This is a genomic window from Paraburkholderia sp. BR10882 (assembly GCF_040948855.1).
Classification (GTDB): domain Bacteria; phylum Pseudomonadota; class Gammaproteobacteria; order Burkholderiales; family Burkholderiaceae; genus Paraburkholderia; species Paraburkholderia nodosa_A.
Window position 1 is genome coordinate 513,981 of record NZ_JBFPKP010000002.1, and the last position, 23,694, is coordinate 537,674.

Annotated in this window: 22 protein-coding genes; 4 read left to right on the forward strand and 18 right to left on the reverse strand. The window is 65.8% G+C overall.

The window, feature by feature from the left end; all coding sequences use genetic code 11:
• Positions 1 to 225 precede the first annotated feature (225 nt).
• From AB3X99_RS07280 to AB3X99_RS07295, 4 genes are all read right to left on the reverse strand, one after another.
• Positions 226 to 1,581, reverse strand: coding sequence for a TAXI family TRAP transporter solute-binding subunit (locus AB3X99_RS07280; protein ID WP_368616535.1), 1,356 nt, complete (start codon positions 1,579 to 1,581; stop codon positions 226 to 228).
• A gap of 127 nt (positions 1,582 to 1,708) precedes the next feature.
• A complete protein-coding gene (locus AB3X99_RS07285) occupies positions 1,709 to 2,143 on the reverse strand; it encodes a MarR family winged helix-turn-helix transcriptional regulator (protein ID WP_069261486.1) in 435 nt (144 codons plus the stop codon).
• A 62-nt stretch (positions 2,144 to 2,205) separates the two neighbouring features.
• Positions 2,206 to 3,390 (reverse strand): acetyl-CoA C-acyltransferase, encoded by a 1,185-nt coding sequence (locus AB3X99_RS07290; RefSeq protein WP_342946889.1) that lies wholly within the window; start codon positions 3,388 to 3,390, stop codon positions 2,206 to 2,208.
• A gap of 153 nt (positions 3,391 to 3,543) precedes the next feature.
• Positions 3,544 to 4,080: a carboxymuconolactone decarboxylase family protein gene (locus AB3X99_RS07295; protein WP_069261488.1), complete on the reverse strand. Its 537-nt coding sequence runs from the start codon at positions 4,078 to 4,080 to the stop codon at positions 3,544 to 3,546.
• A 148-nt stretch (positions 4,081 to 4,228) separates the two neighbouring features.
• Between AB3X99_RS07295 and AB3X99_RS07300 the strand changes: the two genes are divergently transcribed.
• Positions 4,229 to 5,164, forward strand: a complete 936-nt coding sequence (locus AB3X99_RS07300) for an AraC family transcriptional regulator (RefSeq protein ID WP_368616536.1) — start codon at positions 4,229 to 4,231, stop codon at positions 5,162 to 5,164.
• Between the two features lie 29 nt (positions 5,165 to 5,193).
• Here the strand turns inward: AB3X99_RS07300 and AB3X99_RS07305 are convergent, their stop codons facing one another.
• The 7 genes from AB3X99_RS07305 to AB3X99_RS07335 all read right to left on the reverse strand — a co-directional run bounded on the left by AB3X99_RS07305 (position 5,194) and on the right by AB3X99_RS07335 (position 12,729).
• Complete coding sequence (locus tag AB3X99_RS07305; protein ID WP_368616537.1) at positions 5,194 to 6,657, reverse strand: efflux transporter outer membrane subunit; 1,464 nt, start codon at positions 6,655 to 6,657, stop codon at positions 5,194 to 5,196.
• Positions 6,658 to 6,665: 8 nt separating this feature from the next.
• A complete protein-coding gene (locus AB3X99_RS07310) occupies positions 6,666 to 8,201 on the reverse strand; it encodes a DHA2 family efflux MFS transporter permease subunit (protein WP_141710551.1) in 1,536 nt (511 codons plus the stop codon).
• Between the two features lie 64 nt (positions 8,202 to 8,265).
• Positions 8,266 to 9,282, reverse strand: a complete 1,017-nt coding sequence (locus tag AB3X99_RS07315) for an HlyD family secretion protein (protein WP_342919255.1) — start codon at positions 9,280 to 9,282, stop codon at positions 8,266 to 8,268.
• A 160-nt stretch (positions 9,283 to 9,442) separates the two neighbouring features.
• Positions 9,443 to 9,868 (reverse strand): MarR family winged helix-turn-helix transcriptional regulator, encoded by a 426-nt coding sequence (locus AB3X99_RS07320; RefSeq protein ID WP_069261493.1) that lies wholly within the window; start codon positions 9,866 to 9,868, stop codon positions 9,443 to 9,445.
• 90 nt (positions 9,869 to 9,958) lie between these two features.
• Complete coding sequence (locus AB3X99_RS07325) at positions 9,959 to 10,888, reverse strand: LysR family transcriptional regulator (RefSeq protein ID WP_368616538.1); 930 nt, start codon at positions 10,886 to 10,888, stop codon at positions 9,959 to 9,961.
• A gap of 39 nt (positions 10,889 to 10,927) precedes the next feature.
• The gene (locus AB3X99_RS07330) at positions 10,928 to 11,245 is read right to left on the reverse strand and encodes an ArsR family transcriptional regulator (RefSeq protein WP_368616539.1); all 318 of its coding nucleotides are present in this window, start codon (positions 11,243 to 11,245) and stop codon (positions 10,928 to 10,930) included.
• An 11-nt stretch (positions 11,246 to 11,256) separates the two neighbouring features.
• Positions 11,257 to 12,729: a PLP-dependent aminotransferase family protein gene (locus AB3X99_RS07335; protein WP_368616540.1), complete on the reverse strand. Its 1,473-nt coding sequence runs from the start codon at positions 12,727 to 12,729 to the stop codon at positions 11,257 to 11,259.
• A 205-nt stretch (positions 12,730 to 12,934) separates the two neighbouring features.
• Between AB3X99_RS07335 and AB3X99_RS07340 the strand changes: the two genes are divergently transcribed.
• Positions 12,935 to 15,256 (forward strand): FdhF/YdeP family oxidoreductase, encoded by a 2,322-nt coding sequence (locus tag AB3X99_RS07340; protein ID WP_368616541.1) that lies wholly within the window; start codon positions 12,935 to 12,937, stop codon positions 15,254 to 15,256.
• A 55-nt stretch (positions 15,257 to 15,311) separates the two neighbouring features.
• Here AB3X99_RS07340 and AB3X99_RS07345 read toward each other — a convergent pair whose 3' ends face one another.
• The 6 genes from AB3X99_RS07345 to AB3X99_RS07370 all read right to left on the reverse strand — a co-directional run bounded on the left by AB3X99_RS07345 (position 15,312) and on the right by AB3X99_RS07370 (position 21,138).
• Positions 15,312 to 15,677, reverse strand: a complete 366-nt coding sequence (locus tag AB3X99_RS07345; RefSeq protein WP_028229743.1) for a response regulator — start codon at positions 15,675 to 15,677, stop codon at positions 15,312 to 15,314.
• A 40-nt stretch (positions 15,678 to 15,717) separates the two neighbouring features.
• Positions 15,718 to 16,704 carry a chemotaxis protein CheX gene (locus tag AB3X99_RS07350; protein WP_368616542.1) on the reverse strand — a complete coding sequence of 329 codons (987 nt, stop codon included), beginning with the start codon at positions 16,702 to 16,704 and terminating at the stop codon, positions 15,718 to 15,720.
• Between the two features lie 17 nt (positions 16,705 to 16,721).
• Complete coding sequence (locus AB3X99_RS07355) at positions 16,722 to 17,255, reverse strand: hypothetical protein (protein WP_069261498.1); 534 nt, start codon at positions 17,253 to 17,255, stop codon at positions 16,722 to 16,724.
• Positions 17,252 to 18,013, reverse strand: coding sequence for a methyl-accepting chemotaxis protein (locus tag AB3X99_RS07360; RefSeq protein ID WP_368616543.1), 762 nt, complete (start codon positions 18,011 to 18,013; stop codon positions 17,252 to 17,254). Before AB3X99_RS07360 ends, AB3X99_RS07355 begins: the two co-directional genes overlap by 4 nt.
• 3 nt (positions 18,014 to 18,016) lie before the next feature.
• Positions 18,017 to 20,386: a HAMP domain-containing protein gene (locus AB3X99_RS07365; protein ID WP_368616544.1), complete on the reverse strand. Its 2,370-nt coding sequence runs from the start codon at positions 20,384 to 20,386 to the stop codon at positions 18,017 to 18,019.
• Positions 20,387 to 20,586: 200 nt separating this feature from the next.
• Positions 20,587 to 21,138, reverse strand: a complete 552-nt coding sequence (locus AB3X99_RS07370) for a GNAT family N-acetyltransferase (RefSeq protein ID WP_342946880.1) — start codon at positions 21,136 to 21,138, stop codon at positions 20,587 to 20,589.
• A gap of 136 nt (positions 21,139 to 21,274) precedes the next feature.
• On the opposite strand from AB3X99_RS07370, the gene AB3X99_RS07375 reads away from it, so the two are divergent.
• Positions 21,275 to 22,102, forward strand: a complete 828-nt coding sequence (locus AB3X99_RS07375) for an AraC family transcriptional regulator (protein ID WP_069261501.1) — start codon at positions 21,275 to 21,277, stop codon at positions 22,100 to 22,102.
• 16 nt (positions 22,103 to 22,118) lie between these two features.
• On the opposite strand, the gene AB3X99_RS07380 is transcribed toward AB3X99_RS07375, so the two are convergent.
• Positions 22,119 to 22,706 carry a LysE family translocator gene (locus AB3X99_RS07380; RefSeq protein WP_141710539.1) on the reverse strand — a complete coding sequence of 196 codons (588 nt, stop codon included), beginning with the start codon at positions 22,704 to 22,706 and terminating at the stop codon, positions 22,119 to 22,121.
• 160 nt (positions 22,707 to 22,866) lie between these two features.
• Here AB3X99_RS07380 and cobF point away from each other — a divergent pair, with 160 nt between their 5' ends.
• Complete coding sequence (gene cobF, locus AB3X99_RS07385) at positions 22,867 to 23,640, forward strand: precorrin-6A synthase (deacetylating) (protein WP_368616545.1); 774 nt, start codon at positions 22,867 to 22,869, stop codon at positions 23,638 to 23,640.
• Positions 23,641 to 23,694: the final 54 nt, after the last annotated feature.

Consider the following 23,694-nt stretch of genomic DNA (forward strand, 5'->3'; position numbering starts at 1 on the left):
TTATGGTCCTCCCGGTTACGAGCAATGGTTCTGATACGCGCAGGGATCGAACATTCGCAAACCTCAAGCGATCCTTACTGTCTCGACGCCGCGACGGCGTGGCTACAAAAAATAAAGGCGCGAGACTCGCAGTGTCAACCGAAGATCTGTTGCAACACGGCGATTAAGCGACGTGCATCAACGAGAAGGAAACTATGTTGGGCGTAACAATATCGTGAATACGAATTAGACCGCGCTGGAGTGCGATTGCGACTCGCCGGCATTCAAGTGCATACGTACGAAACCCACGTGTTCGCGCAACACGTAAAACGCATCGGCGAACGCGAGCGGCATGCGCAGCGTATTGAGGGATCGCTCGATCTCGTCGAGTTCTTCGATCAGCGCGCGCCGCTGTTCTTCGTTCGTATGCATGCGCGCGTCGCGCTCGATGGCGATGAGCGCGCCATAGTAGCGATAAATGCGCGAGCGCACGCGCCAGCGATACAGCGCCGGTATCGTGCGCAACGCGGGAATCACGAGCACGGCCAACGGCAGCAGCAGCACGAGCAGACGGTCCGTCACGCTCGCGAGCCAGAACGGCAGCGCGCGATAGAGAAAGCTCTTGCCCGACTTGTAGTAGCGCGTGGCGTCCTCGCTCACGCGAAAGTCGTGCACCGCCGGGCTCGGAAACTGGCCCTCGCGCTGCAGGATGCCGGGCGCGCCGTTCACCTCGCCTGCCGCTTCGATGAGCAGATCGGACAGCGCGGGATGCAGCGTATCGCGCGCGACGAGTTCGACGGTCGGGCCGATCAGATGCACCGTTTCGCGTGGCTGGCGCCTGCGCAGATCGAGCACGCCGGGCGGCAGGTCGACGTTCTCCAGATACGGAAAGAGCCGCGTATAAGCGGCCGCTTCATCGAAGCTCATCACCGAGATGCCGGGAATATCGAGCAAACGCAGCATGAGCGCGCGCGTGGTCGAGTCGCCGCTCAGCATCGCGGCCTCCACGCGGCCGGAGACGAGCGCCGTGGCCGCATCCATGCCGTCGAGCGGCAGGAACGTGGAGTCGCCGCCGGGATCGATGCCGTTCGCGGAGAGCAGCTTGAGCGCCAGCTCGCGCGTGCCGCTGCCCACGCGGCCAATGGCGATGCGCTGGCCGTCGAGTTCGGAGAGCCGTGTGAGGCCCGAGCCGCGATAGAAAACGACGATAGGCAAATAGGCAACGCTGCCGAGCGACATCAGCGAGCGTGTGTCGATACCGTCGGCGACACCGCCCTGCACGAACGCGAGATCCACATGCTGCTTCGGATCGAGCAGGCGCTGCAGGTTCTGCACCGAGCCGTCCGATTCGAGGATGTTGAGCGTCACGCCGTTGCGCACGAGGATCGCGCGGTAGGCTTGGGCCATCTGCATGAAGGAGCTGTCGGCGGGGCCCGCGCTGATCGTGATCGCGCGCGGCGGCGCGGGATCGACGAGCCAGAAGACGAGGCCGACGACCATCGCGCAGAACAGGGCCACGGGCAGCGTGGTCAACGCGATATCGCGCCAGGCTGGATGCGCGTGGTCACGCAGAAAGTTGGGCGGCGGTCGATATCGTCTCATGAGAACCCGGCGGCAGAGCGTCAGACTCCTGGAATTCTCATGATGCCATTTTCGCGCCAGATCTGATTGCTGGCGTGGCCGCCTTCCCTCAAGGGCTTACGAAACGCGTGCGCGCGTAACTGGTGTGTCAGCCCGACGCAGCCTTCGTCAGGGCAAACAGCTCGGTGCGCAGCGCCTTCGCGCGGTCGCGCTTCATGTGCTGCTCGAACTCGGCCTGCGCGTCGAGCCATAACGCATGCGCCTTGTCGTAGCGACGCAAGCCCGCGGCCGAGAGCCGGTAGACCAGCGTGCGGGTGTCGTGCTCGGCCGCCGCCGTGAGCACGAGGCCGTCGCGCTGCAACGGCTTGAGCGCCCGCACGAGCGTCGTGCGGTCCATCACGAGGTCGTCGGAGAGTTCGGCGGCCGTGGCGTCGGGCCGGCCCGCGAGGCGAGAGAGGATGGTGAACTGCGCGGCCGTCACGTCGGCCTGCGAGAGGTGCCGCTCGTAAAGCTGCGTGACGAAACGCGCGGCCTGCCGCAGCGCAAAACAGTTGCATTCCTCGCGTGTGATCCGCTTCGTCATCGTGTTCCCCGCCTGTGTCCCAGTTCGTATCTCAGCCCCACGCGCCTCACGTGGCCCGGCCATCATACTTTCTCGAGCGCGAGCGCGATACCCTGGCCACCGCCGATACAAAGCGTCACGACGCCGCGACGCAACCCGTCGCGCTGCATCGACCATGCGAGGCGCGTGGTGAGAATCGCGCCCGTCGCGCCGATGGGGTGGCCGTGCGCGATCGCGCCGCCTTCCACGTTCACGATGTCCTCGGGAATGCCGAGTTGCTTCATGACCGCGAGCGGCACCGCCGCGAATGCCTCGTTGATCTCGAAGCGTTCGACGTCGGCCAGCGACCAGCCGGCGCGCCCCAACGCGAGTTGCACGGCGGGCACGGGGCCCAGGCCGAACATGCCCGGCTCCACCGCCGCGACGCCCCACGCCACGAGCTTGACCATCGGCGAGAGCCCCTCGGCTTCGGCAAAGCCGCGCTCGGCCACGAGCATGGCGCTCGCCGCGCTGTTCAGGCCGGGCGCGTTGCCCGCCGTGATCGTGCCGTCCGGTCGAAACGCGGGACGCAGTTTCGCGAGCCCTTCGAGCGTCGTGTCGGGGCGCGGCGCTTCGTCGGTATCGATGCGCTCCATGCCCTTCTTGCCCTTGATCTCCACCGCGACGATTTCTTCCTTGAAGCGCCCCGCCGCTTGTGCGGCAGCAAAGCGTTGCTGCGAACGCGCGGCCCAGTTGTCCTGTTCAGCACGCGTGAGCCCGGCCCGCGTCACGAGGTCTTCCGTATGCCAGCCCGAATGCTGGCCCGAAAACGCATCGACGAGGCCGTCGCGCAGCATGCTGTCGTGAATCTCGGCGTTGCCCATGCGATAGCCCCACCGCCCGCCGTCCAGCAAGTACGGCGCGCGGTCCATGTTCTCCATGCCGCCCGCGAGCGCGACGTCGGCAAGACCCAGCATCACTTCCTGCGCGGCGCTCGCAACGGCTTGCGCACCGGAGCCGCATACGCGGTTCACCGTGAGCGCGGGCACCTGAACCGGCACGCCGCCGCCAAGCTCGGCCTGACGCGCGGGATTCATCTTGTTGCCCGCCTGGACCACGTTGCCGAGCACCACGGAGCCGAGCCGCGCCGGGTCGAGCTTCGCGCGCGCGAGCGTTTCGCGCACCGCCGCCGCGCCTAGCTCCGTAGCCGGCACGCCCTTGAACGCACCGTTGAATCCGCCAATTGCCGTACGCACCGGCTGGCACAAAACGATCTCGCGTGTACTCATGGTCGACTCTCCTTTCATATGCGCTGTTCCACTACCATTCTATGTATGCATATGCACACTATCAAACGATTTTGTGGAACAAGCGCTCGCGTGCGCTGGCACGATTGATGTCGTGTCCAGCGCACGCGGGGTGGTAAAACCGTTGCCGCTACGTTACGGTGCGGCCGGGAAATCGAGCGTCGTATCGTTGACGCGGTTCACGAGGTTCGTGAACGTGATCGACGTCACGGCGAGCGCGATTTCCACGATCTGGCGTTCGGTATAACCGGCTTCGCGAATCGCGCTCACTTCCGCTTCGGGCACCGTGCCGTGCGTCTTCACCAACAGGCGGACGAAGTGCACGAGCGCGTCACGCTTCGCGTCGCCGGTGGCTTCGCCTGCGCGGACCGCCTTCATCGTTTCCGGCGCGAGCCCGGCGAACTTGCCCGCCAGCGTGTGCGCGGCGAGACAGTAATCACAACCCGCCACTTCGCTCACCGCGAGCTTGATCGCTTCGATGTCGGGCTTCGACAGCGTGCCGGCGGAGATCACGGCCTCCATGTTGAGCAGCGCGCCGAGCGCTTCGGGGCTATGCGTGCCGATGGTGGCGTAGGCGTTGGGCACCTTTCCCACGGCCTTGCGGATCTTTGCAAAGATTTCTGCGGCGGCGCCGGTGGCGGCTTCGGGCTTGATGGCGGAAAGACGGGACATGTTTTGCTCCTTTAACGTTGCGGGTCGCGAGCGGGTGTCTGTGTCGCGCTGCCATCGTCGATGGCATGGATGCAGTGTAGTCGCGCACCGTCGCGCTTTTAATGCCAGAATGGCGCGACTTCATGCTCGATCGTCTCACTCGCCCACCATGGATCTGCTGAGCCGCCTTCTCGCGCTGATGCCCGTTGCCGGCCGCCTCGACGTGCGCTGCCATTTCGGCGCGCCCTGGCGCATCGACGATCCCGCTGCGAAGGAGCGTGAAATCCGCTATCACGTGCTGCTTGCAGGGCGCGCCATCGTCGAGGACGCGCACGGCGCGCCCGTCGCGCTCCATGCGGGCGACATCGTGCTGTTTCCCTCGGGCAGCGCGCACGTGCTGCACGACGGCAGCGGCACGGCGCCCGCCGTAGTTGCCAGGCGGATGGAAAACGGCGTGAGCATCGAAACGAATGTGGGCGACGGCGCCATCGCCGACGTCCTGTGCGGCCGTTTCCTGCTGCCTGCCGTGCCGCAGCGCCTGCTGCGAGAGAATCTGCCGGCGCGCCTCGTCGTGCATAGCGCGCGCGACGGCACGCAGGCGCCCGAACGTCTCGTGCGCCTGATCGCGCTGTTGCGCGACGAAGCGTATGAGGCGGCGCCGGGCAGCGAGTCGCTCGTGAACCATCTGTCGGGCGCGCTCTTCGGGCTCACACTGCGCTACGCGAGCGCCGGCGACGCCCCGCCGCGCGGCCCGCTCGCGCTCGCGCAGCGGCCGCGCCTGCAACCCGCCATCGACGCCATGTTCGAAGCGCCCAGCAAGCCCTGGACGCTGCCCGAGCTTGCCGAGCTTTGCCACATGTCGCGCGCGACCTTCGCGCGGCACTTCGACGAGGCCATCGGCCGCTCGGCAGCCGACGTGCTGACCGATATCCGCATGACACTCGCGGGCCGCATGCTCGCGCAGAGCAACGACAGCGTGGCGGAGATCGGCGAATTCGTCGGCTACCAGTCGGACGCCGCGTTCCAGCGCGGCTTCAAGCGCCACGTGGGCATGACGCCGGCGCAGTGGCGCTCGCTGGCGCGCGAGGCGGCTTCGGGCGCTTGAGCGCAAGGTCATGGTTCTGGCCGTGCCGTTTAGCCGCCGTGCGCCGGCGTTTCCTGCGCGAGCACCACGTCGCCGCTCTGGCTCCAGCCGCCGCCCAGCGACCGGTAGAGCGCCACCGCCGCGTGCGCGCGCTCGCGCTGCGCGTCGTTGAGCAGATCCTGATCGGCGAGCAAGGTTTGCTGCGCGCTCAGCACATCGAGAAAGTCCGTGGCGCCGCCCTTGTAGAGCTGGTTAGCGAGCTTGAGCGATTGCGCCGACGAAGCCAGCGCGTCGTTCAACTGCTGCGTCTGGCTCGCCGTGCTCACGAGATCGCTGCGGCTGTCTTCCACTTCGCGCAGAGCCTGCAGCATGGTCTCCTGCAGATTCAGTTGCGACTCGCGCATGCGGCTCTCGCTCTGGTCGATGTCGGCCGTGATGCGCCCCGCGTTGAAGATCGGACTCGTCGCGCCGATCGCCGCGCTAAAGAGGTTATCCGTGAGCGTGGGCATGCCGAGATAGGATGCCGCGAGAATGCCGTCCGTGAGATTGAGCGTGAACTTCGGATAACGCTCGGCGCGCGCCACGCCCACTTCCGCCGCGCGCTGCTGCACCGTGGCGTAGGCGGCCTGCACGTCGGGGCGGCGCAGCAGCGCCTCGGAAGGCAGCATCTGCGGCACGCTCGCGGGCACGCCGGGAATGGGCGCCGTTTGCGCGAGCGCGAGCTGCGCCACCGACTCCGGCGTGCGTCCCGTGTACACCGCGATCAGGTTCAACTGATGATCGATGCTCGCCTGCGCCCGCGGAATGCGCGCCTGCAGTTCGCTTAGCTGCGTTTGTGCGCGTGCCACGTCCAGTTGCGTGGAAAGGCCGTATTTCAGGCGGTCTTGCGTGAGCAGCAAGGTGTGTTTGCGAATCTCCAGGTTATCCTGAAGGATCTTCAACTCTGCCTGTGCATAGCGCAGATCGACGTACGCCGAGGCCGTATTCGCCGCGAGCGCGAGACGCACGGCATCGAGCGCATGCTTCTGGCCCACGAGGTTCGCTTGCGCCGCGAGCAGGTCGAGCCGCTCGCCGCCGAACACGTCGGGCGACCAGCTCAGCGCGAGGCCCGCGCCTGCCTGCTTCACATAGCCGAGCGGCGGCGGCGTGTTCTGCCGCGTATAAGCGCCATGCGCGGTGAAGTCCAGTTGCGGCAGCAGCGCCGCGCGCTTTTGCGTCGTGATCGATTGCGCCTGCTTCACGCGTTCGGCGGCGGCCTGCAAGTCGAGATTGCCTTCGAGCACCGTGGCGAGCAGCGTATCGAGCGTCGGGTCGCCGAATTGCGCCCACCAGGCGCGCGCTTCGATGGCGTCCTGCGGCGCGTCGATCCGCCATGCCACCGGCGCCGTTTCGTGCACCGTGGCGGGCAAGTCGGGATGCTGCGCGGGCTGCACCGCGCATGCGGCGAGCACGGCGGCCGAAAGCAGCGAGAGTACGAGACGCATGGGAGTCGATGAGCGTTCAGGGGTTTTCATGGGGCACCTCAATGGGCGTCGGGCGGCGGGCCACCCAGCGAAATCGGCTTGGAGAACGCCACGCTCGCAATGGCGACCAGGAAGCAAAGCGAGAGCACGAAGAACGTATCGGAGAACGTCATCACGAGCGCTTCGCGCAGAACCAGTGCGTGCAGTTGCGCGAGCCCCGCTTCGGCGGCATCGAGTGCATTGCCCGCCACGGACGACCAGTACGCGGTACGGCCCGCCAGCAGCAGCTGCACCTGCGGTGCGCCGCCGGTCACGCTCTCGTTCAGGCGCAGATAGTGAAAGTTGAGCCGGTCGTTGAGCATCGTCGCGCTCACGGCAATGCCGATCGCGCCGCCCAGGTTGCGCATGAGATTGAAGAGACCGCTGGCCGACTTGAGCCGCGAAGGCGGCAGCGAACCGAGCGACATCGTGACGATAGGCGGAATGGCGAACTGCTGGCCAATGCCGCGCAGCGCCTGCGGCACCAGGAACTGCTGCCAGCCCCAGTCGTGCGTGAGCGGCACATACAGGTAGCAGCCAAACCCGAAGCAGATCAGCCCGAACAGCATCAGCGCGCGCATGCTGAAATAGCGCGTGGCGAAGGCGTAGACGCCCAGCGCGAGCAACTGGAACACGCCCACCGAAAGCAGCGACAAGCCGATCTGCAGTGAACTGTAGCCGCGCACTTCCGCGAGAAAGAGCGGCGTGAGATAAACGGCCACGAAAATGCCGATGCCCGTGACAAACGAAAGCAGACTGCCAATGCCGAAGTTGCGTACGAGCAGCGCGCGCAGGTCGACGATGGGGTCCTTCGCCGTGAGCGCGTGAACGATGAAGAGAAAGCCGCAGATCGCGGAGATCCACGTACAGGCAACGATCACGTCGTCGCCGAACCAGTTCTTGCGCGGGCCTTCTTCGAGAACGTATTCGAGGCAGCCGAGAAAGCCGCACATGAGCACGATGCCGAGATAGTCGCCCCGCTTGAGCAGCGAAAGATCGGGCTTGTCGATGTTCACGTACTTCGGCACGAGCGCAGCCACCGCAATACCCGGCACGAGGTTCAGATAGAACAGCCAATGCCACGACCATTGATCGGTGATCCAGCCGCCGATCACGGGCCCGAGCGTGGGCGCGAGCGAGGCGAGCGCGCCAATGGTCGTGGAGGCGACGAGACGCTGCTTGCCGGGAAAGAGCACGAAGGCCGTGGTGAACACGGTGGGGATCATCGCCGCGCCGAGTGCGCCTTGCAGGCCGCGGAACACGATCATCGAGTTGATGTCCCAGGCGAGGCCGCACAGCATGCTCGTGATGGTGAAGCCCACCGCGGAGGCCACGAAAAGCCAGCGCGTGGAGAACACCTTCGAGAGCCAGCCCGACATGGGGATCACCATGATCTCGGCAATCAGATAAGCCGTCTGCACCCATGAGAGCTCGTCCTGGCTCGCGGAAAGACCGCCGCCGATGTCGCGCAGCGACGAAGCGACGATCTGGATGTCGAGCGTGGCCATGAAGAAGCCGATGCACATCAGCGCGAACGCGAAGGCGCGTTGCGCCATCGGCTGCAGATGGGGAGCGAGTGTCGGGTCGGCGCTGGTCGTGGCGTTCATCGTCGTAGCCTCTTCAATGCGCTTGCGTGAGATGCACTTTCACGGTCGCCGAAAGACCGGGCCGCAGCGCGGCTTGCAGGTCCGCCGGCGCATTCGCGTCGACGCGAATGCGCACCGGCACGCGCTGCACGATCTTCGTGAAGTTGCCGGTGGCGTTCTCGGGCGGCAGCACGCTGAAGGTCGCACCGGTGGCGGGCGCGAGGCTCTCCACGGTGCCGTGCAGCGTGCCGCTGGCTGCGTCGAGCGTCACGTCGGCGCGGTCGCCCGCGTGCATCTTCTTCAACTGGTCTTCCTTGAAGTTGGCGTCCACCCACAGGCCGGTGGCGGGCACCACCGTAAGCAGCGGCGCGCCCACGTTGGCAAGCGTGCCCACCCGCGCCGTGCGATTGCCGATGTAGCCATCCACGGGCGCGGTCAAGGTCGTGTATTCGACGTTCAGTTGCGCGAGGCGCTGGTTGGCCTCGGCCGTTGCGACACGCGCCTGGGCGTCGTTAATTTGCGCGGCCAGCACGTCGAGCTGGCGTTGCGCCGCCAGCACCGCCGCGCCGCTTTGCGCAACCGACGCCTGGGCCTTCGCGTAGTCGGAATCCGCGCGCTCGACCAGCTGGTTCGAGACCGCGTCGTCCTTCACCAGTTCGCGGTAGCGCGTCTGGTCCTGACCGCTGCGCGTGAGTTCCGCATTCGAGGCGCGCACTTCGGCCTGGTGCTGGTTGATCACCGCTTCCTGCAACGTGCGCCTCGCCTGCAACTCGTCGACCGCGGCGCGCGCGCTCGCCAGCTCCGCGTTGGCCTGGGCGAGCTTCGCGTCATAGTCGCGCGAATCGAGACGCAGCAGCACCTGGCCTGCGTGCACGCGCTGGTTGTCCTGCACGGGAATCTCGGCGACGAAGCCGCTCACGCGCGGCGCCATCACGGTGACATTGCCGCCGACGTAGGCGTCGTCGGTGGTCTCGACGAAGCGCAGCACAAAGAACCAATAGCCGGCGGCAGCCGCCAGCACGAGAGCGACCGCGCCCAGCGCGAGACGCATGCGCGAGATGCGCGTACGCTCTCTCGCTTGCGTGGGCTCGACCACGACGGAAGTGGAAGGACTCGACATGACGTTTACCTGTGCATATACACTACTAAAGATGAAAAAAACGCCGCGATGGGAACAAGCGCGACGCAACCCACAAATCCAACCGAAAACGTTAAACCGCCCGTGTGATGCGAAACAGCTCGCGCCGCAGCCACGCGGCGCGTCGTGCGCCAAAACGGCGCTCGAATTCGTCCTGCGCCGCGCGCCAGTGGTCGTGCGCCGCTTCGAGGCGCGTGCGGCCCGCTTGCGTGAGCGCGAGACGGCGGCGTCGTTCGCCGCCGTCCGGCGCATCGGCCACGAGCGCGCCTCGCAGGAGCGGCCGCAAGGCGCGCACGAGCGTGGTGCGCTCCATCACCATCGAGCGCCCGAGTTCCGCCATCGTGAGACTCGACGCACGGCCCAGCGCGCCGAGAATGCTGAACTGCGTGGGCGTGAGTCCTGCCGCGCTCAAGTGCCGCTCGTAAAGCTGCGACAGATGCCGCGCGGCCTGGCGTACGGCAAAACAATCGTCGTGCTCGGGTGACTGGTAAATGTGCATATGCACAGAGTAGGCGGCAATCAGGCCCCGAACAAGCCTTACGCACGGCATCACATTATGGCCGCGGCGACAATAATCGCGGCCATTCTTTCAATTGGCCTTCACCTCCAGGGCCGCGTCGTGCGTCACGTCATCGAAAAACGCCGTGGCGTGGTCGATGAACGCGCGCACCTTCGCCGGCAGCAGCGTGCGCGTGGTATACGCGAGGCGAATCTCGATCTGCATGTCGACGAGCGGGAAGTCGTCGAGTACCGTCACGAGCTTGCCTGCCTCCAGTTCCTCCCCGACGAGCGCGGTGGGGAGAATGCCGATGCCGAAGCCTTGCAGCACCATCGCGCGGTTGAACTCGGGATTGTTCGAGGCGATTTCGTGGTGCAACGGCACGACGACTTCCTCGTCGCCCACGCGAAACGCGATCGCGGGCTTGCGCATGGAAGGCGGCATCGGCACGAACACGTGGTTGGCGAGGTCGGCAGGATGCTTCGGCGTGCCACGCGCTGCGAGATACGCGGGCGTCGTGACGAGCGCGAGCGGAATGCGCTCGAGCAGGCGCGTGACGGTCGATTCGTTGTTGAGCATGAACGGCAGCACGAGGCCGAGATCGTAGCCGTCCGCGATGAGATCGACGGGGCGCTCGGTGAGGATCACGTCGAGCGTCACCTTGGGATGCGTGCGCTTGAAGCTGGCGATGAGCGGCACGAGGCGATTGACCGTGGCCGTGGTGTGCGCGACCAGGCGCAGCACGCCGCTCGCTTCGCGCGTTTGCACGGTGGCGTCGGCCTCCAGCGCATCGAGATCGTCGAGCACGCGGCAGCAGCCTTCGTAGAAGCGCTCGGCCGCCTCGGTGAGCGACACCGCGCGCGTGCTGCGATGAAAGAGCCGGCTGCCAAGGCGCTTTTCGAGGCGCGCGATGGCGCGCGAGACGACAGGCGTGGTGAGGCTGTGCATGTCCGCGGCGCGCGTGAAGCTGCGCGCCTCGACGACGGAGCGGAAGATCCGCAGGCTGTCGATGTAATCCATGGTCGTGAGGGGAATGGTGTTGGCGTAGCTTAATGCGTTTCAGTCGCCCTCGCCGAACACCTCCGCACAAAACGCCCGCCCCTCGTCCGACAAACTCGCCGTGCCGCTCCCATCTTCGGCCTGCGTCGTCACCACGAGGCCGCCGTCTACGAGCGCCGTCAATTGTCTGCGCAATCCGCTCATCGGCACGCCGGCCTGCTTCGAGAGTTTCGCGAGCGACCACGCCCGGCCCTGAGTCTCATGCCGCTCGTGCTTCTCGCATTCCGCGCGCCACAACTGCTCGAGCACGGCAATCAGCACCGGGTCGACGCCCAACTCGTCAGCGTCGGCGTCTTCGCGTTCTTTATCTGCGTTCATCGTCTGTCTCCTCATGCCATCTTCGCAGCCATTTCGCCTAGCGTCTTCAGCGCGGCTTCGGTCTGCGCGTTCCATGGGTAGCTGTAGTTCAGCCGGATGTAGTGGTGATACTCGTTGCGCATCGAGAACATGTAGCCTGGCCCGATGGTGATGCCCTGCGCGAGCGCCGCCTGATAGAGCCGCATCGAATCGACGCGCGGCGGCAGTTCCACCCACAGCACGTAGCCGCCTTGCGGCTCCGAGGTGCGCGTGCCCACCGGAAAGAAGCGCTCGACCATCGCCCGCATGAGCCGCGCCTGTTGCCGGTAGAAGCGCCGCACGCGGCGCAGATGCCGGTCGTAGCCATCGTGGCGCAAGTAGTCGGCCAGCGCCACCTGGGGAACCGAGGGTGTCGTGAGCGTGTTGAGGAACTTGAGCTTCTCGACCTGCGCGCGGTAGCGCCCCGGCAGCGCCCAGCCGATGCGGTACGAGGCGGAAAGGCTCTTCGAAAACGAGGCGCAATGCAGCACGAGGCCGCGCATGTCGAACTGCTTGAGCGTCGAAGGACGCGTCTGCCCGAAGTACAGCTCCTGATAGACGTCGTTCTCGATCACGGGCAAGTCGTGCGCCTCGGCAAGCGCCACGAGCCGCGCCTTGTTTGCGTCGGGCATGCGAAAGCCCAAAGGATTCTGGAAGTTCGGCATCACCATGCAGGCCGCGACCTTCTGGCGCGCCAGCACGCGCTCCAGCGCGTCGAGGTCGATGCCGGTATCCGCGTGCGTGCTCACTTCGATCGCGCGCATGCCCAGACGCTCGATGGCGTGCAGCATGGCGTAGTAGGTGGGCGATTCGACGGCCACCGTGTCGCCCGGCCTGGCCACGGCTTGCAGGCTCAGGTTGATCGCCTCGGTCGCGCCCACGGTGATGACGATTTCCTCGGGGTCGACGCTCACGCCGTTTTCGGCATAGCGCCGCGCGATCTGGCGGATCAGTTCCGGGTTACCGGGCGGCAGGTCGTCGATGAGGTTCCAGCTCGCATGGCGGCGCGCAATGGCGTTGGCGTACTGGTTGATGCGCCGCCAGGGGAACAGCGCCGGGTCCGGGTACGGCGAGCCGAGCGGTACGGCGTCCTGCGCGCCGATGCTGCGCAGCGTGGAAAGCACGAGCCGGCTCACATCCACGTTGGCGGGCACGGGCTGCCTCGGCGCGCTGACGCGGCGCGGCTTGCCCGGCGAGACGGCGTCCTTGCCCTGCGCGCCCTGTACGGCCGCCGCGCCGCGCCCTTGCGGCGGCCCCACTCGCGCACGCACGAAATACCCCGATTGCGGCCGCGACTCGATCACGCTGCGGCTTTCCAGCAGCGCATAGGCGCGCAGCACCGTCTTGATGCTCACGCCGTGCTGCTGGCTCGCGCGCCGCACGGAGAGAATGCGCTCGCCGGGGCCGAACACGCCGCGGCGCACGGCGGCTTCGATATCGTCGGCGAGTTGCTCGTAGCGGGTCACGTTCGGGTCGTTCCGGTCATGTTCAATCAGGCGAAGGGGTAAAGCCACGCGCGCGAGGCCGATGCCGATCCCGGCAAGTCTATGACAAAACACCGCAACTGTACCCCTTGTTTTTTGGTTTTTCTGTGATCTCCGGGAGCACAGGAACACAGTAGCCTTGAGTCATCGGGCAGACCGCCCTGGAAGACGAAAAGCCAACCGCATCATGAAGAAGCCGCAAGGTCGCATCGAGCCGTATCATCATCCCGCCGCCGGCTGGGGCGCGCTCAAGCAGGTCGCCATCAACCTGATCAAGGAGAAGGTGACGGGCGGCAATTACCGCACGCTGCTCAAGCAGAACCAGCCCGACGGCTTCGACTGCCCCGGCTGCGCGTGGCCCGACCGCGAGCACGCTTCCACGTTCGAATTCTGTGAGAACGGCGTGAAGGCCGTGGCGGCGGAGGCGACCAGCAAGCGCGTGACGCCGCAGTTTTTCCAGGAGCACACCGTTAGCGAACTGATGGCGCAGTCGGACTACGAACTGGAGCAGCACGGCCGCCTGACCGATCCGCTCGTGTACGACGCGCTGCAGGACCGCTACGTGCCGATCGAGTGGGACGACGCGTTCAAGCTGATCGCGAAGCACCTCAACGCGCTCGACGACCCGAACCGCGCCGCGTTCTACACCTCGGGCCGCGCGAGCAACGAGGCCGCGTTCCTCTACCAGCTCTTCGTGCGCATGTACGGCACGAACAATTTCCCCGACTGCTCGAACATGTGCCACGAGGCCACGAGCCGCGGCCTGCCGGGCACGGTGGGCATCGGCAAGGGCACGGTCACGCTCGACGACTTCGAGCACGCCGACACCCTGCTCATCTTCGGCCAGAACCCGGCAACGAACCATCCGCGCATGCTCGGCGAGTTGCGCGAATGCGCGAAGCGCGGCGCGACCATCGTCTCGATCAATCCGCTGAAGGAGCGCGGCCTGGAGCGTTTCGCGAGCCCGCAGCACACGCTCGACATGCTCTCGCCCAAGGGCGTGCAGATCAGCTCGGTGTTCATCCGTCCGCGCGTGGGCGGCGACTTCGCGCTCATCAAGGGCGTGGCCAAGCGCGTGATCGAACTCGACGACGAAGCGCTCGCGCAAGGCACGGAGCGCGTGCTCGACGTCGATTTCATCGCCGAACACTGCGTGGGCTTCGACGCATTCGCCGCCGACCTGCGCGCCGAATCGTGGAACACGATCGTCGCCGAAGCGGGCGTGCCGATCGACGAGGTGCTCAAGCTCGCCGACATCTACGTGAAGGGCAAAGCCGTCATCTCGACATGGGGCATGGGCCTCACGCAGCACAAGAATTCGGTGGCGACGATCCAGTTGCTTTCGAACCTCATGATGATGCGCGGCAATATCGGCCGCCGCGGCGCGGGCCTATGCCCCGTGCGAGGCCATTCGAACGTGCAGGGCGACCGCACGGTGGGCATCGAGGAAAAACCCACGCAGGCGTTCCTCGACCGTCTCGGCAAGGCCTACGACTTCGAGCCGCCGCGCGAGCACGGCTACGACGTCGTGGAAACGATTCACGCGATGCTCGAAGGCCACGTGAAGGTGTTCATCGGCCTGGGCGGCAACTTCTCGATCGCCACGCCCGACACGCCGCGCACGTGGGAAGCCATGCGCGCGTGCGCGCTCACGGTGCACGTGACGACGAAGCTCAACCGCAGCCACCTCGTTCACGGCCGCGACGCGCTCATTCTGCCCACGCTCGGTCGCACCGAGATCGACCTGCAGAACGGCGTGCCGCAAGGCGTGAGCGTCGAGGACTCGATGAGCATGGTGCACATCTCCTACGGCATGAACCGGCCCGCTTCGACGAACCTGCTTTCGGAAATCGCGATCGTCGCGCGCATGGCGCACGCCACGCTCGGCAGCGACAAGGTAGACTGGCTCGACCTCGCCGCCGACTACGCGAAGATCCGCGACGGCATCGAAAAAGTGTTCGACGGCTTCGAGAACTACAACGAACGCCTGAAGCACCCGGGCGGCTTCCACCTGGGTGTGGCCTCGCGCGAGCGCGTGTGGAAAACGCCGAGCGCCAAGGCACAGTTCGTCGTGCACGCCATCGCGCTCGATACGCCCATTCATCGCGCGCGCGCCGAGCACGGTCCGCGCCTCATGACGCTCATGACCACGCGCTCGCACGATCAGTACAACACGACGATCTACGGTCTCGACGACCGCTATCGCGGCGTGTACGGCCTGCGCCGCGTGCTGTTCGCGAACCGCGAAGACATGACGATGCTCGGCTTCGAGCCGGGCCAGCACGTGGACATCACGAGCGTGTGGGACGACGGCGTCGAGCGCCACGTCGAGGACTTCATGCTGGTGGAGTACGACATTCCACGCGGCTGCCTCGGCGCGTACTATCCCGAGACCAATCCGCTCGTGCCGCTTTCGTCCATTGCAGACGGCGCGGGCACGCCGACTTCGAAGTCGATTCCGGTGCTGCTCACCCCGGCGAAGGCTAACGATCACGCCATCGCGGCGTGATGTCTGATCCGAAGGCCCCGGCAATCGCGCCGGGGCTTTTTTGCATGCGCTGCGCTTAGCTCGCGAGCTTGCGGAACGTTTCGAGCACCGCTTCGCCCTTGAACGGCTTCACGATCCAGCCGCGCACGCCGGCCGCCTTGCCGCGCTCCTTCATGGCCGGGCTGCTTTCCGTGGTCAGCATGACCACGTTCACGGCCGTATTCGCGAGTTCGCTGCGAATCTTCTCGACCATCGTGAGGCCGTCCATGTTCGGCATGTTCACGTCGCTCACCACGAGCTTCACGCCGGGGTTCGAGCGCAGCTTCGCCAGGCCGTCCTTGCCGTCCACGGCCGTGTCCACGTCCAGACCGTTCTTGCGCAGAAAGCCGGCCACTTCGTCGCGCACCGTGCTCGAATCGTCCACCACCAGAATCTTTGCCATGCTGTCCCTCTCTGTTGCGCCGCGTTGGGCGCGCATTTGATCAAAATAATTCGAGTTCGCCGCTGGCCTGCTCTTCCACGGCAGCGGCGGCGGCCTGAGCGGCCGTCTCGTCAAACCCTTCGCGCGACCAGCCGAGGCTGAACACGAACCGCTGGTCGATCACCACTTCGCGGCCCGTATCCGGGCACGTGAGCCGGTACTTGATGCACAGCTGCGGGTTGTCGGAGCCAAACGACAAATAGCGCCGCCGATGATTGATGAGCAGCGGCACCTGCACCTGCGCGCGGCCCCAACCCGCCTCGCCGGCTGCGTGTGCGTTCCCCAGATAACGGTTACGGAACGCACCCCACACGAGATTCGTGAGTTCGGCGAGCACGCCGTTCACGTCGCGGAAGTCGCTCGCTTCATCGCGGCCCGCGCGCGGCGGCAGGAGTTCGATCAGCGGCGCCTCCTCGGTCTGCATGAGAAGCCAGCCGCGGCACCATGCGGTCTCGATCGGAATCAGCGTCAACACCTCGCCGAAGATGATGCGGTCGCGCACGATGCTCGGCGTGTCCCAGTTCACCTCGAGTCCGGCAAAGAGGCCACGCAGGCGCCCGAGCGTCATGTCGGTGATGCCGTCCACGAGCGGGTCCGGGTAATCGTGCGAGAACACGTGCGCTTCGAGCGCCGCGATCAACGTTTCGGGATCGCTTTCGTGCCAGCTCGCGCACGGCAGGCGGCGCAACGGCTCGGGCAACGCATCGCTGTGCCCGTTCGCTGCGCGGCGCAGCACGACGGGCAGTTCGGGGCGTTCCGCTTCCAGCGCAACGGCCACCGCCGCCGCGGCTTCGAGCGAGCCGCCGAAGTCCTCGCCGAGCAGCACGCCGCCCAGGTCGTAGTGCGTCTTCAGCGCCGCAGAGAGCGAATCGCGTCGCACCGACACGCACACGCAATCGTGTGCGGCTGCGGTTTGCGCGATCGCCTCGGCGCGCGCCGTATCGCTTTCCAGCAGCAACAGCTTGCTGACTGGCTTGTTCGTGTTCATGTTTCCTTTCTCTGCCTTCAAAACAACTCGAGTTCGCCCGCGCTGTCGTGCACTTCGACTGCGGCGGTGCTCGCCACGAAATCGAGCGGCGCCTGCGTGCAGACGCACAGCGTGGCGCCAAGCCGGACGTCGTGATCGATCGTGAGCGCGTACGACTGCACGTAATCCGGCTTCAGTTCGCGCAGATACGGCAGACATCCACTGCTGAGCGCATAGGGCGTGGACATGCCGAGGTCGGGGAAATGCTCGACCAGCCGCTGGTTCATGGCCCCGCAGCACAGATTGCCGAACTCCATGAAGCACTCGGTGAGCGCACGCGCGGCGTCGCCCACGTAGTAGCGCCGCGTGCGCTCGTCATCTTCGAAGTGCAGCAGCAACAGCAAGCGGAACTGCATCGACGAAATCGTCAGCACGACCAGGTGCTCGCCCTGGGGCGCGTCGCCCGCACGAGGCTCGATTTCACAGCTGTGCTGCGCGTCGGTCACGAGACGCATGCGCGCCGCCGCGAAAAAAATCCGCTCGATGCTGTCTTTCGCTTGCGTGCCGATCATGCGTGCGCCCCGGCGCGCGTCGCTTCGAGCTGGTGATGCAGCTGCTGCGTCGACGCTTCCACGCTCGCGAGCGTCGCCGCGATCATCTTGCCGCCCGCCTGAATGTCCTGGAACGTCGCGGCCGTGATGAGGTCGTTGCGGTTCAGGCTGTCGCGGTAGCTCTTCGAGAGTTCCTGCGAACGCGTGGCGAGCGAGCGCACTTCACCCGCCACGATCGAGAAGCCACGGCCGGCCGCGCCCGCGCGCGCCGCTTCGATCGAAGCGTTGAGCGAGACGATGAGCACATGGCTCACGATCGACGACAGCTCCTGGTTCTTCTTGTGCATGTCGTTGTTCTGCGCCATCAGCGAGATCATCTGCTCGTGCCAGCGCTCGAACGTCGACGACATGAGCTTCAGGCGCGCAGCCTCGCTCGCGATGCGCGCCGCGTGCTGCATGGCGTCGTCACGCTGTGCGCGCTCGCTGGCGAGCGCCGCTTCGAGTGCGTCGGCCACGGACCTGCGCTGCGCGAGTTCCGCGCGCAGCGACTCGATCTGCGCAGCCAGCGACTCGTGTTCGCGTGCAGCGTCTTCCTGCTGCGCCGTGTGGTGCGCTTGAGCCTGTGCAAGCGCGGCTGCGTGCGCGGCATCCTGCGCGCGCGCTGCCTCACGTGCGTGCGTTTGCGCACGCTTGCCCCACAGGGCAGCCGCGCCGGCCGCCAGCGCGATAAGCGCTGCACCTTCGATCAAATACGGTAAGACCACTTCCACCCCCGCCATGCGCTAGCCCGCCAGCGCTTCCTCTTGCTTTGCCTGTGTTGCATCCGCCATCTTTACGGCCCACTGCTGCGGCAAACGCACGACGGTCTGGAAATGCCGGTAATCGGCGCCCGCGCGATCATCGGTGAAACGCAGTTCGATGGCGCCACCCTCGCGTTCGAGGAAATCGCGCACCGCGTCCATGCCCACGCCGCGGCCGGAGACTTCGGTCACGCTCGTCGCCGTCGAAAAGCCGGGGCGGAAAATGAACGCCGCGATCACGTCGTCGCTCACCGCTTCATAGGCCTGCAGCCACCCGCGCTCCACCGCAATGCCGCGAATGCGCGCGAGCGCAAGACCGCGGCCGTCGTCGGCGAGCGTCAGTTGCAGCGCACCGTCGTGCACGTTCACGTCGATGTCGATGTGACCCGACTCGTCCTTGCCGATGGCGCGGCGCTGCGCCGGCATTTCAATGCCGTGGTCGAGCGAGTTGCGCAGCAGGTGCATGAACACGTTCTTCACCGTGCCGGCGGCCTCGCTGCGCAGGCGATAGCCGTTGTCCGCGATCCGCACCACCGGTTCCACCTTGCCGAGTTCCTGGGCGAGTGAGGGCAGCGAGCCGGTCACGCCCGCGAGCGCATCGGCCACGCGCTCGGTGCCGATGGCGCGCATCGTAGCGCGCAGTTCGGCGCGCATCGCACGCAGGGCCGGCAGGTCGTTGTCGTCAGTGCGATCGACGATGCGCAGCGTCTCTTCGATCGCTTCGCGCGTGACCGTGAGACTCGCCGCGCCGTTTTGCGCGCCAGCCGCACGCGGGCCGCGCCCGAGGCTCACTTCGTTGATGCTCGAATAGTGCTCGAGCGCCGTCTTCACGCGCTCCAGATCGGCGATCAGCGCCTGCTGGTCCCACGCGTGGCTCGTGTCCTCGCGGCGCAACGCGTCATAGCGCTGCTCGACTTCGTGCACCACGCCCGTGAGATGCTGCAGGCTGTACGTGCGCGCATTGCCCTTGATCGTATGCATGTTGCGGAACAGCGCGGCAATCGCGCTCGTGTCCGCGCAGTCGTGCTGGCGAATGATGTGCTCGTTCTCGTGAATGAAGCTCGTCGAGCTTTCCACGAAGTGATGGAACTTCTCTTCGCTCACCGCGAGAATTTCGCCGATCATTTCGAGGCGGCGCTTCTGCTCGCCCGCTTCGGCCGCGAGTTCGCGCAACTCCGTCACGTCGCGCACGCACAGCATGAGGCGCACGACCACGTCGTTTTCGTCGGTGATGGCCGACCAGCTCAGGTCGAGCACCTTCGCACGGCCATCGGGCAGCGTGCGCGTGATTTCATTCACGAGCAGATGCTGATTGAAGGCGAAGTTCACGTCGTCTTCGCCAAGGCACGCGTGCACGGCGGCGTCGATTTGCGCGAGGGTGTCGGCGTCGAGATCCGTGTGCGAGAACACGAGGTCCATCAGCGAGCGGCCCGCAATCTCGTTCGTTTCGAAGATTGCTTCTAGATACGCCGAATATTCGTTGTGGATCGTCGCGCCTTCGACCACCGTGAGAATGCCCTGCTGCATGTTCTGCAGCATCGCCTGAATGTCGGCCGTCTTGCGCTTGAGCTGCGCGGAGCTTTGCTGGATCTTCTCGATCATGCCGTTGAAGGCGACGATCGAATGACCGATTTCGTCCATGCGGCCCACGGGCACGCGGCGCGTAAAGTCCTGGCTGGACGCGATCTCGCTCATCATGGCCTGCATGCGCGAAAGCGGCCGCGTGATCTGGCGGTAGAGCAGCGCGCCGATGAGCGTGAGCAGCAGCACCGCGCCGCCCGTCACGCCTGCGATCGCGCTCGTCGTGGTGTCGAGCGTGCCGTTGAGCGTTCGGATCGCGTCGTCCTTCTGGCGGTTCTTTTCCACGCGCATCGTCGTCACGATGCCTTCGAGTTCGTCGCGGTACTGCGCGACGTTCGCGAAGAGATAGGCCTGCGCGAGGTCGTTCTTGCCGCTCGCCTTCATCTTCGCGGTGTCGTCGATCGCGGAGAAGTAGTTCGCGAGGCTTTCCTGCGCCTGCGAAACGAGGCCTTCCTGCGCGTGGCTCGCGGCGGCCTTGCGCTGCACGTCGAGCGCGGCGCGCAACGCGGCTTCCTTGTCCTTGAGTTCGTTTTGCGCGAGCGACGCGACCGTGGCGTCGGGTGCGTAGACGAGCGTCATGGTCGCGAGCTGCACGTCTTTCACGAGCGACACGAGGTCGGATGAAGCGAGAGCGCTCGGCACGACGCCCTGGGTAACCTGGCGGACGTCGGTGGCGCTGCGGCGGGCCTGCAAGGCCGCGTAGCCGCCGATGGCGGACAGCGCGACGAACATCAGGACGATGAGTAGCGTGATGCGGTGACGAATGGTCATGTCGAAATCCCCGGGCCTTCGTCGCGCCGGCTGCGCTATGGTTGCGCAGCTCGGGACACGTCGGCCAATTATTCGCGGTGGATTATCGACGTTCAGGTATGACGAAATGATGACTACGCATAATTCGCCCGAGCGCACTGTGCGTTACGCCACACTTGACGTTCGCTCTGCGTTGCGCATTGTCCGGCCACGCGCGGCGCTCAGTCGGGCACGGCCGGGTCGTCGAGAAAGAGCACCATCAGTTCGTCATCGGCGTACTCGCCGTCGAGGTACAGGCCGCGGGGCTCGACTCCGTAGCGCACGAAGCCGCACGAGCGGTAGAACGCCTGGGCGCGGGGGTTCAGCACGCTCACCACCAGTTGCACCTGGAGCAAGCCTAGCGCACGAGCGTGAGCGATGACGCCCTCCATCAATTGCCTCGCAATGCCCGCGCCTCGCCATGCAGGATCGACAAAGACGCCCCAAATGAGCCCCTTGTGTGCCAGCTTGCGGCGCGGCTCGCGCATGAGGCCGGTGATGCCGACTAGCGTGTCGTCCACGAATGCGCCGAATACGACCTGGTTCTCCGTGGCACGCACCCGGGCGCGGCTTTCTTCGGGCGTGCGCTTCGATTCCTCTTCATAGGTTGGGACGATGCCGGCGGGATTATTTCTGGTCGCGTACAAACGCATGGCGTGAAACGCCTCGGCGTCCTGCTCGGTCAGCGGGCGAATCGCTGTATGCGTTGGCTTCGTCGGCTTCGTTTCGTTCATGTGCAGCGCCTGGCATGGAAAGGGAATGACCCCTGCGATTCGAACTAGCCTATCACGTCCCGCCTGCCTGCTCGCATTGCGCTAAGATGGACCACCTGCGTCGCTCGATGCGCGCAGCATCACTCCGGGGTCTCCCATGCCGCAAGCCACGACGTCCGACGCACAACCTTACTTCTGGCGCGACGCTGACCTGCCGTTCATCGAGGTGCGCGCGATCGCCGACGGCCGCAAGGTCCGCTACGGCCGTCACGCACACGGCACGTTCTCGATCGGCGCGGTCACGGGCGGGCGCAGCACCTACCTGAACGGGAGCACGCTCTCGCATATCAGCGCGGGCGCGGTGGTGGTCATCAACCCGGAAGTCGTGCACGCCTGCAACCCGGCCGCCGACGAGCCCTGGGCCTACCGCATGTTCTATCTCGACACGGCGTGGCTCGCGAATCTGCAGCACGACCTGGGCTTCGGCGCGCACGAGGCCTTTCGCCCGTTCGAACAGACCTTGAGCTGGGAGCGCGATTTGTTCGACGGGCTCAACGCGCTTTACGAGCTGCTCGTCGATACGAATGAGTCGGCACTGCGCAAGGAATGCGCCGTCGTAGCGTATTTCTCGAGGCTCCAGCAGTCCCTGAATCCGGCACCGGTCAGCGCACGCGAACCGAACGAGCGCCTCGCGCGCGCAGCAGAATTCATCGACGGCAACTACACGCGCACGCTCAAGCTCGAAGAAATCTGCGCCGCCGCCGATCTTTCGCCCTCGTACCTCATTCGCGCGTTTCGCGAGCAATACGGCATGACGCCGCACGCGTATGTCGTGAACCGGCGTATCGAGTTCAGCCGCGCGCAACTGCGTCAAGGGCACGCCATTGCCGATGTTGCGGCGCAAGCGGGTTTTGCCGATCAGGCGCATCTGCAGCGCGCGTTCCGCCAGTTCGTTGCCGCAACGCCGGGCCAGTATCGCGGCTAACGTCGCCGCCGCGCGCTCAGGCAAGCACGAGCCAAACCGCACTGCCCGCCAGCAACAACGCCATCGCGCGGTTCACGAAACGCACGCGCGACGGTTCGCGCAAAGCCTGGCGCAGAGACGCACCCGCCCACGCCCAGCACGCAATCGACACGTAGCACACGACGAAATAGATCGCGGCGAACTGCCAGACGAGCGCATTTTCGCCGGAAGCCGCATATAAGCCCATGCCCGCCACCGAGGCGAGCCACGCCTTGGGATTGAGCCATTGCATCGTGGCGCCCACCATCAGCGAGGGACCGCGCGCCGCGTTCGGAGAGTCGATGCGGCCGTCGTCGGTCGCGAGCCGGTAGGCGACGTACAGTAGAAAAGCCACGCCCGCCCATTCGAGCGCGCGCGTGAGAAACGGCAGGCGCGCCAGCAGCTCCTGCATGCCGAGACCGATCAGCAGCAGCAGCAACGTGAAGCCCACGGTCGCGCCGGTGACGTGGCGCAGGCTCGCGCGCAGCCCGTAGCGCGCGCCCGCGCTCAGCGCAACGATATTGACGGGTCCAGGGGTGATGGAAGTGGCCAGCGCGAAGGCGGCCATCGACAAGGCAGTGCTCACGGTTTTCCTCGCTACGCTCATGGGCGATCAATATGCGTCGAGGGTAGACGCGCGCGCCGCCGGCGTATTGAAGAAAATTGCCCTCCCGGCGAGCGCGGCACCGCGCCGAACCCGCGCTATCATTGCGCCGCACCGACGACTCCCATTCCGGAACTGCAACGTGAAAAAGATCCTCATCATCGGCATCGGCGCGGGCGATCCGAAGTACCTGACCGTGCAGGCAATCGAAGCGCTCAACGCAGCCGACGTGTTCTTCGTGATGGACAAGGGCGCGGCCAAGGACAAGCTCGTCGCGCTGCGCAAGGAAATCTGCGCTCGCTTCATCAAGGACCACGACTATCGCATCGTGGAGGCCACGAGCCCCGAGCGGCGCCGCGACGAAGGTCTCGATTACAAGGCCGCCGTGGACGAGCTCAAACGCGACAAACAGCGCGTATTCGAGCGCCTGATCGAAGAGGAATTGACCGACGGCCAATGCGGCGCGTTTCTCGTCTGGGGCGACCCGTCGCTCTACGACAGCACGATCCGCATTCTCGATTCGATCCTGGCCGATGGCCGGCTCGCGTTCGACTTCGAGGTGATTCCCGGCATCAGCAGCGTGCAGGCGCTCGCGGCGAAGCATCGCGTGCCGCTCAACTTCATCGGCAAGCCGGTGAGCATCACGACGGGAAGGCGGCTCGCGGAAGGCGGTTTTCCGCACGACGTGGACAGTGCGGTGGTCATGCTCGACGCGCAGAACGCGTACGCGCAGATCGCGGGCGAAGCACTCGATATCTACTGGGGCGCCTATGTCGGCACCCCGGACGAGATCCTGATGGCGGGCCGGCTCGAAGACGTGAAGGACGAGATCGTCCGTGTTCGCGGCCAGGCGCGCGAAGCGAACGGATGGATCATGGACACGTACTTGCTGCGCAAGCGCGGCGTGAAAGACTGAAAGAAGAACGGGGCGCGAACATCGACGTTCGCGCCCGTTGCCGGGTTCACACGT

Coding starts and splice junctions, on each gene's coding strand:
- AB3X99_RS07310 (WP_141710551.1), bottom strand. CDS start 8,201: ATGGCGCAACGCGCCTTCGCGTTCGCGCTGATGTGCATCGGCTTCTTC.
- AB3X99_RS07325 (WP_368616538.1), bottom strand. CDS start 10,888: ATGGATTACATCGACAGCCTGCGGATCTTCCGCTCCGTCGTCGAGGCG.
- AB3X99_RS07370 (WP_342946880.1), bottom strand. CDS start 21,138: ATGAACGAAACGAAGCCGACGAAGCCAACGCATACAGCGATTCGCCCG.
- AB3X99_RS07320 (WP_069261493.1), bottom strand. CDS start 9,868: ATGCACATTTACCAGTCACCCGAGCACGACGATTGTTTTGCCGTACGC.
- AB3X99_RS07365 (WP_368616544.1), bottom strand. CDS start 20,386: ATGACCATTCGTCACCGCATCACGCTACTCATCGTCCTGATGTTCGTC.
- AB3X99_RS07330 (WP_368616539.1), bottom strand. CDS start 11,245: ATGAACGCAGATAAAGAACGCGAAGACGCCGACGCTGACGAGTTGGGC.
- AB3X99_RS07290 (WP_342946889.1), bottom strand. CDS start 3,390: ATGAGTACACGCGAGATCGTTTTGTGCCAGCCGGTGCGTACGGCAATT.
- AB3X99_RS07375 (WP_069261501.1), top strand. CDS start 21,275: ATGCCGCAAGCCACGACGTCCGACGCACAACCTTACTTCTGGCGCGAC.
- AB3X99_RS07315 (WP_342919255.1), bottom strand. CDS start 9,282: ATGCGTCTCGCGCTGGGCGCGGTCGCTCTCGTGCTGGCGGCTGCCGCC.
- AB3X99_RS07340 (WP_368616541.1), top strand. CDS start 12,935: ATGAAGAAGCCGCAAGGTCGCATCGAGCCGTATCATCATCCCGCCGCC.
- AB3X99_RS07300 (WP_368616536.1), top strand. CDS start 4,229: ATGGATCTGCTGAGCCGCCTTCTCGCGCTGATGCCCGTTGCCGGCCGC.
- AB3X99_RS07280 (WP_368616535.1), bottom strand. CDS start 1,581: ATGAGACGATATCGACCGCCGCCCAACTTTCTGCGTGACCACGCGCAT.
- AB3X99_RS07355 (WP_069261498.1), bottom strand. CDS start 17,255: ATGATCGGCACGCAAGCGAAAGACAGCATCGAGCGGATTTTTTTCGCG.
- AB3X99_RS07305 (WP_368616537.1), bottom strand. CDS start 6,657: ATGAAAACCCCTGAACGCTCATCGACTCCCATGCGTCTCGTACTCTCG.
- AB3X99_RS07345 (WP_028229743.1), bottom strand. CDS start 15,677: ATGGCAAAGATTCTGGTGGTGGACGATTCGAGCACGGTGCGCGACGAA.
- AB3X99_RS07295 (WP_069261488.1), bottom strand. CDS start 4,080: ATGTCCCGTCTTTCCGCCATCAAGCCCGAAGCCGCCACCGGCGCCGCC.
- AB3X99_RS07285 (WP_069261486.1), bottom strand. CDS start 2,143: ATGACGAAGCGGATCACACGCGAGGAATGCAACTGTTTTGCGCTGCGG.
- AB3X99_RS07360 (WP_368616543.1), bottom strand. CDS start 18,013: ATGGCGGGGGTGGAAGTGGTCTTACCGTATTTGATCGAAGGTGCAGCG.
- AB3X99_RS07350 (WP_368616542.1), bottom strand. CDS start 16,704: ATGAACACGAACAAGCCAGTCAGCAAGCTGTTGCTGCTGGAAAGCGAT.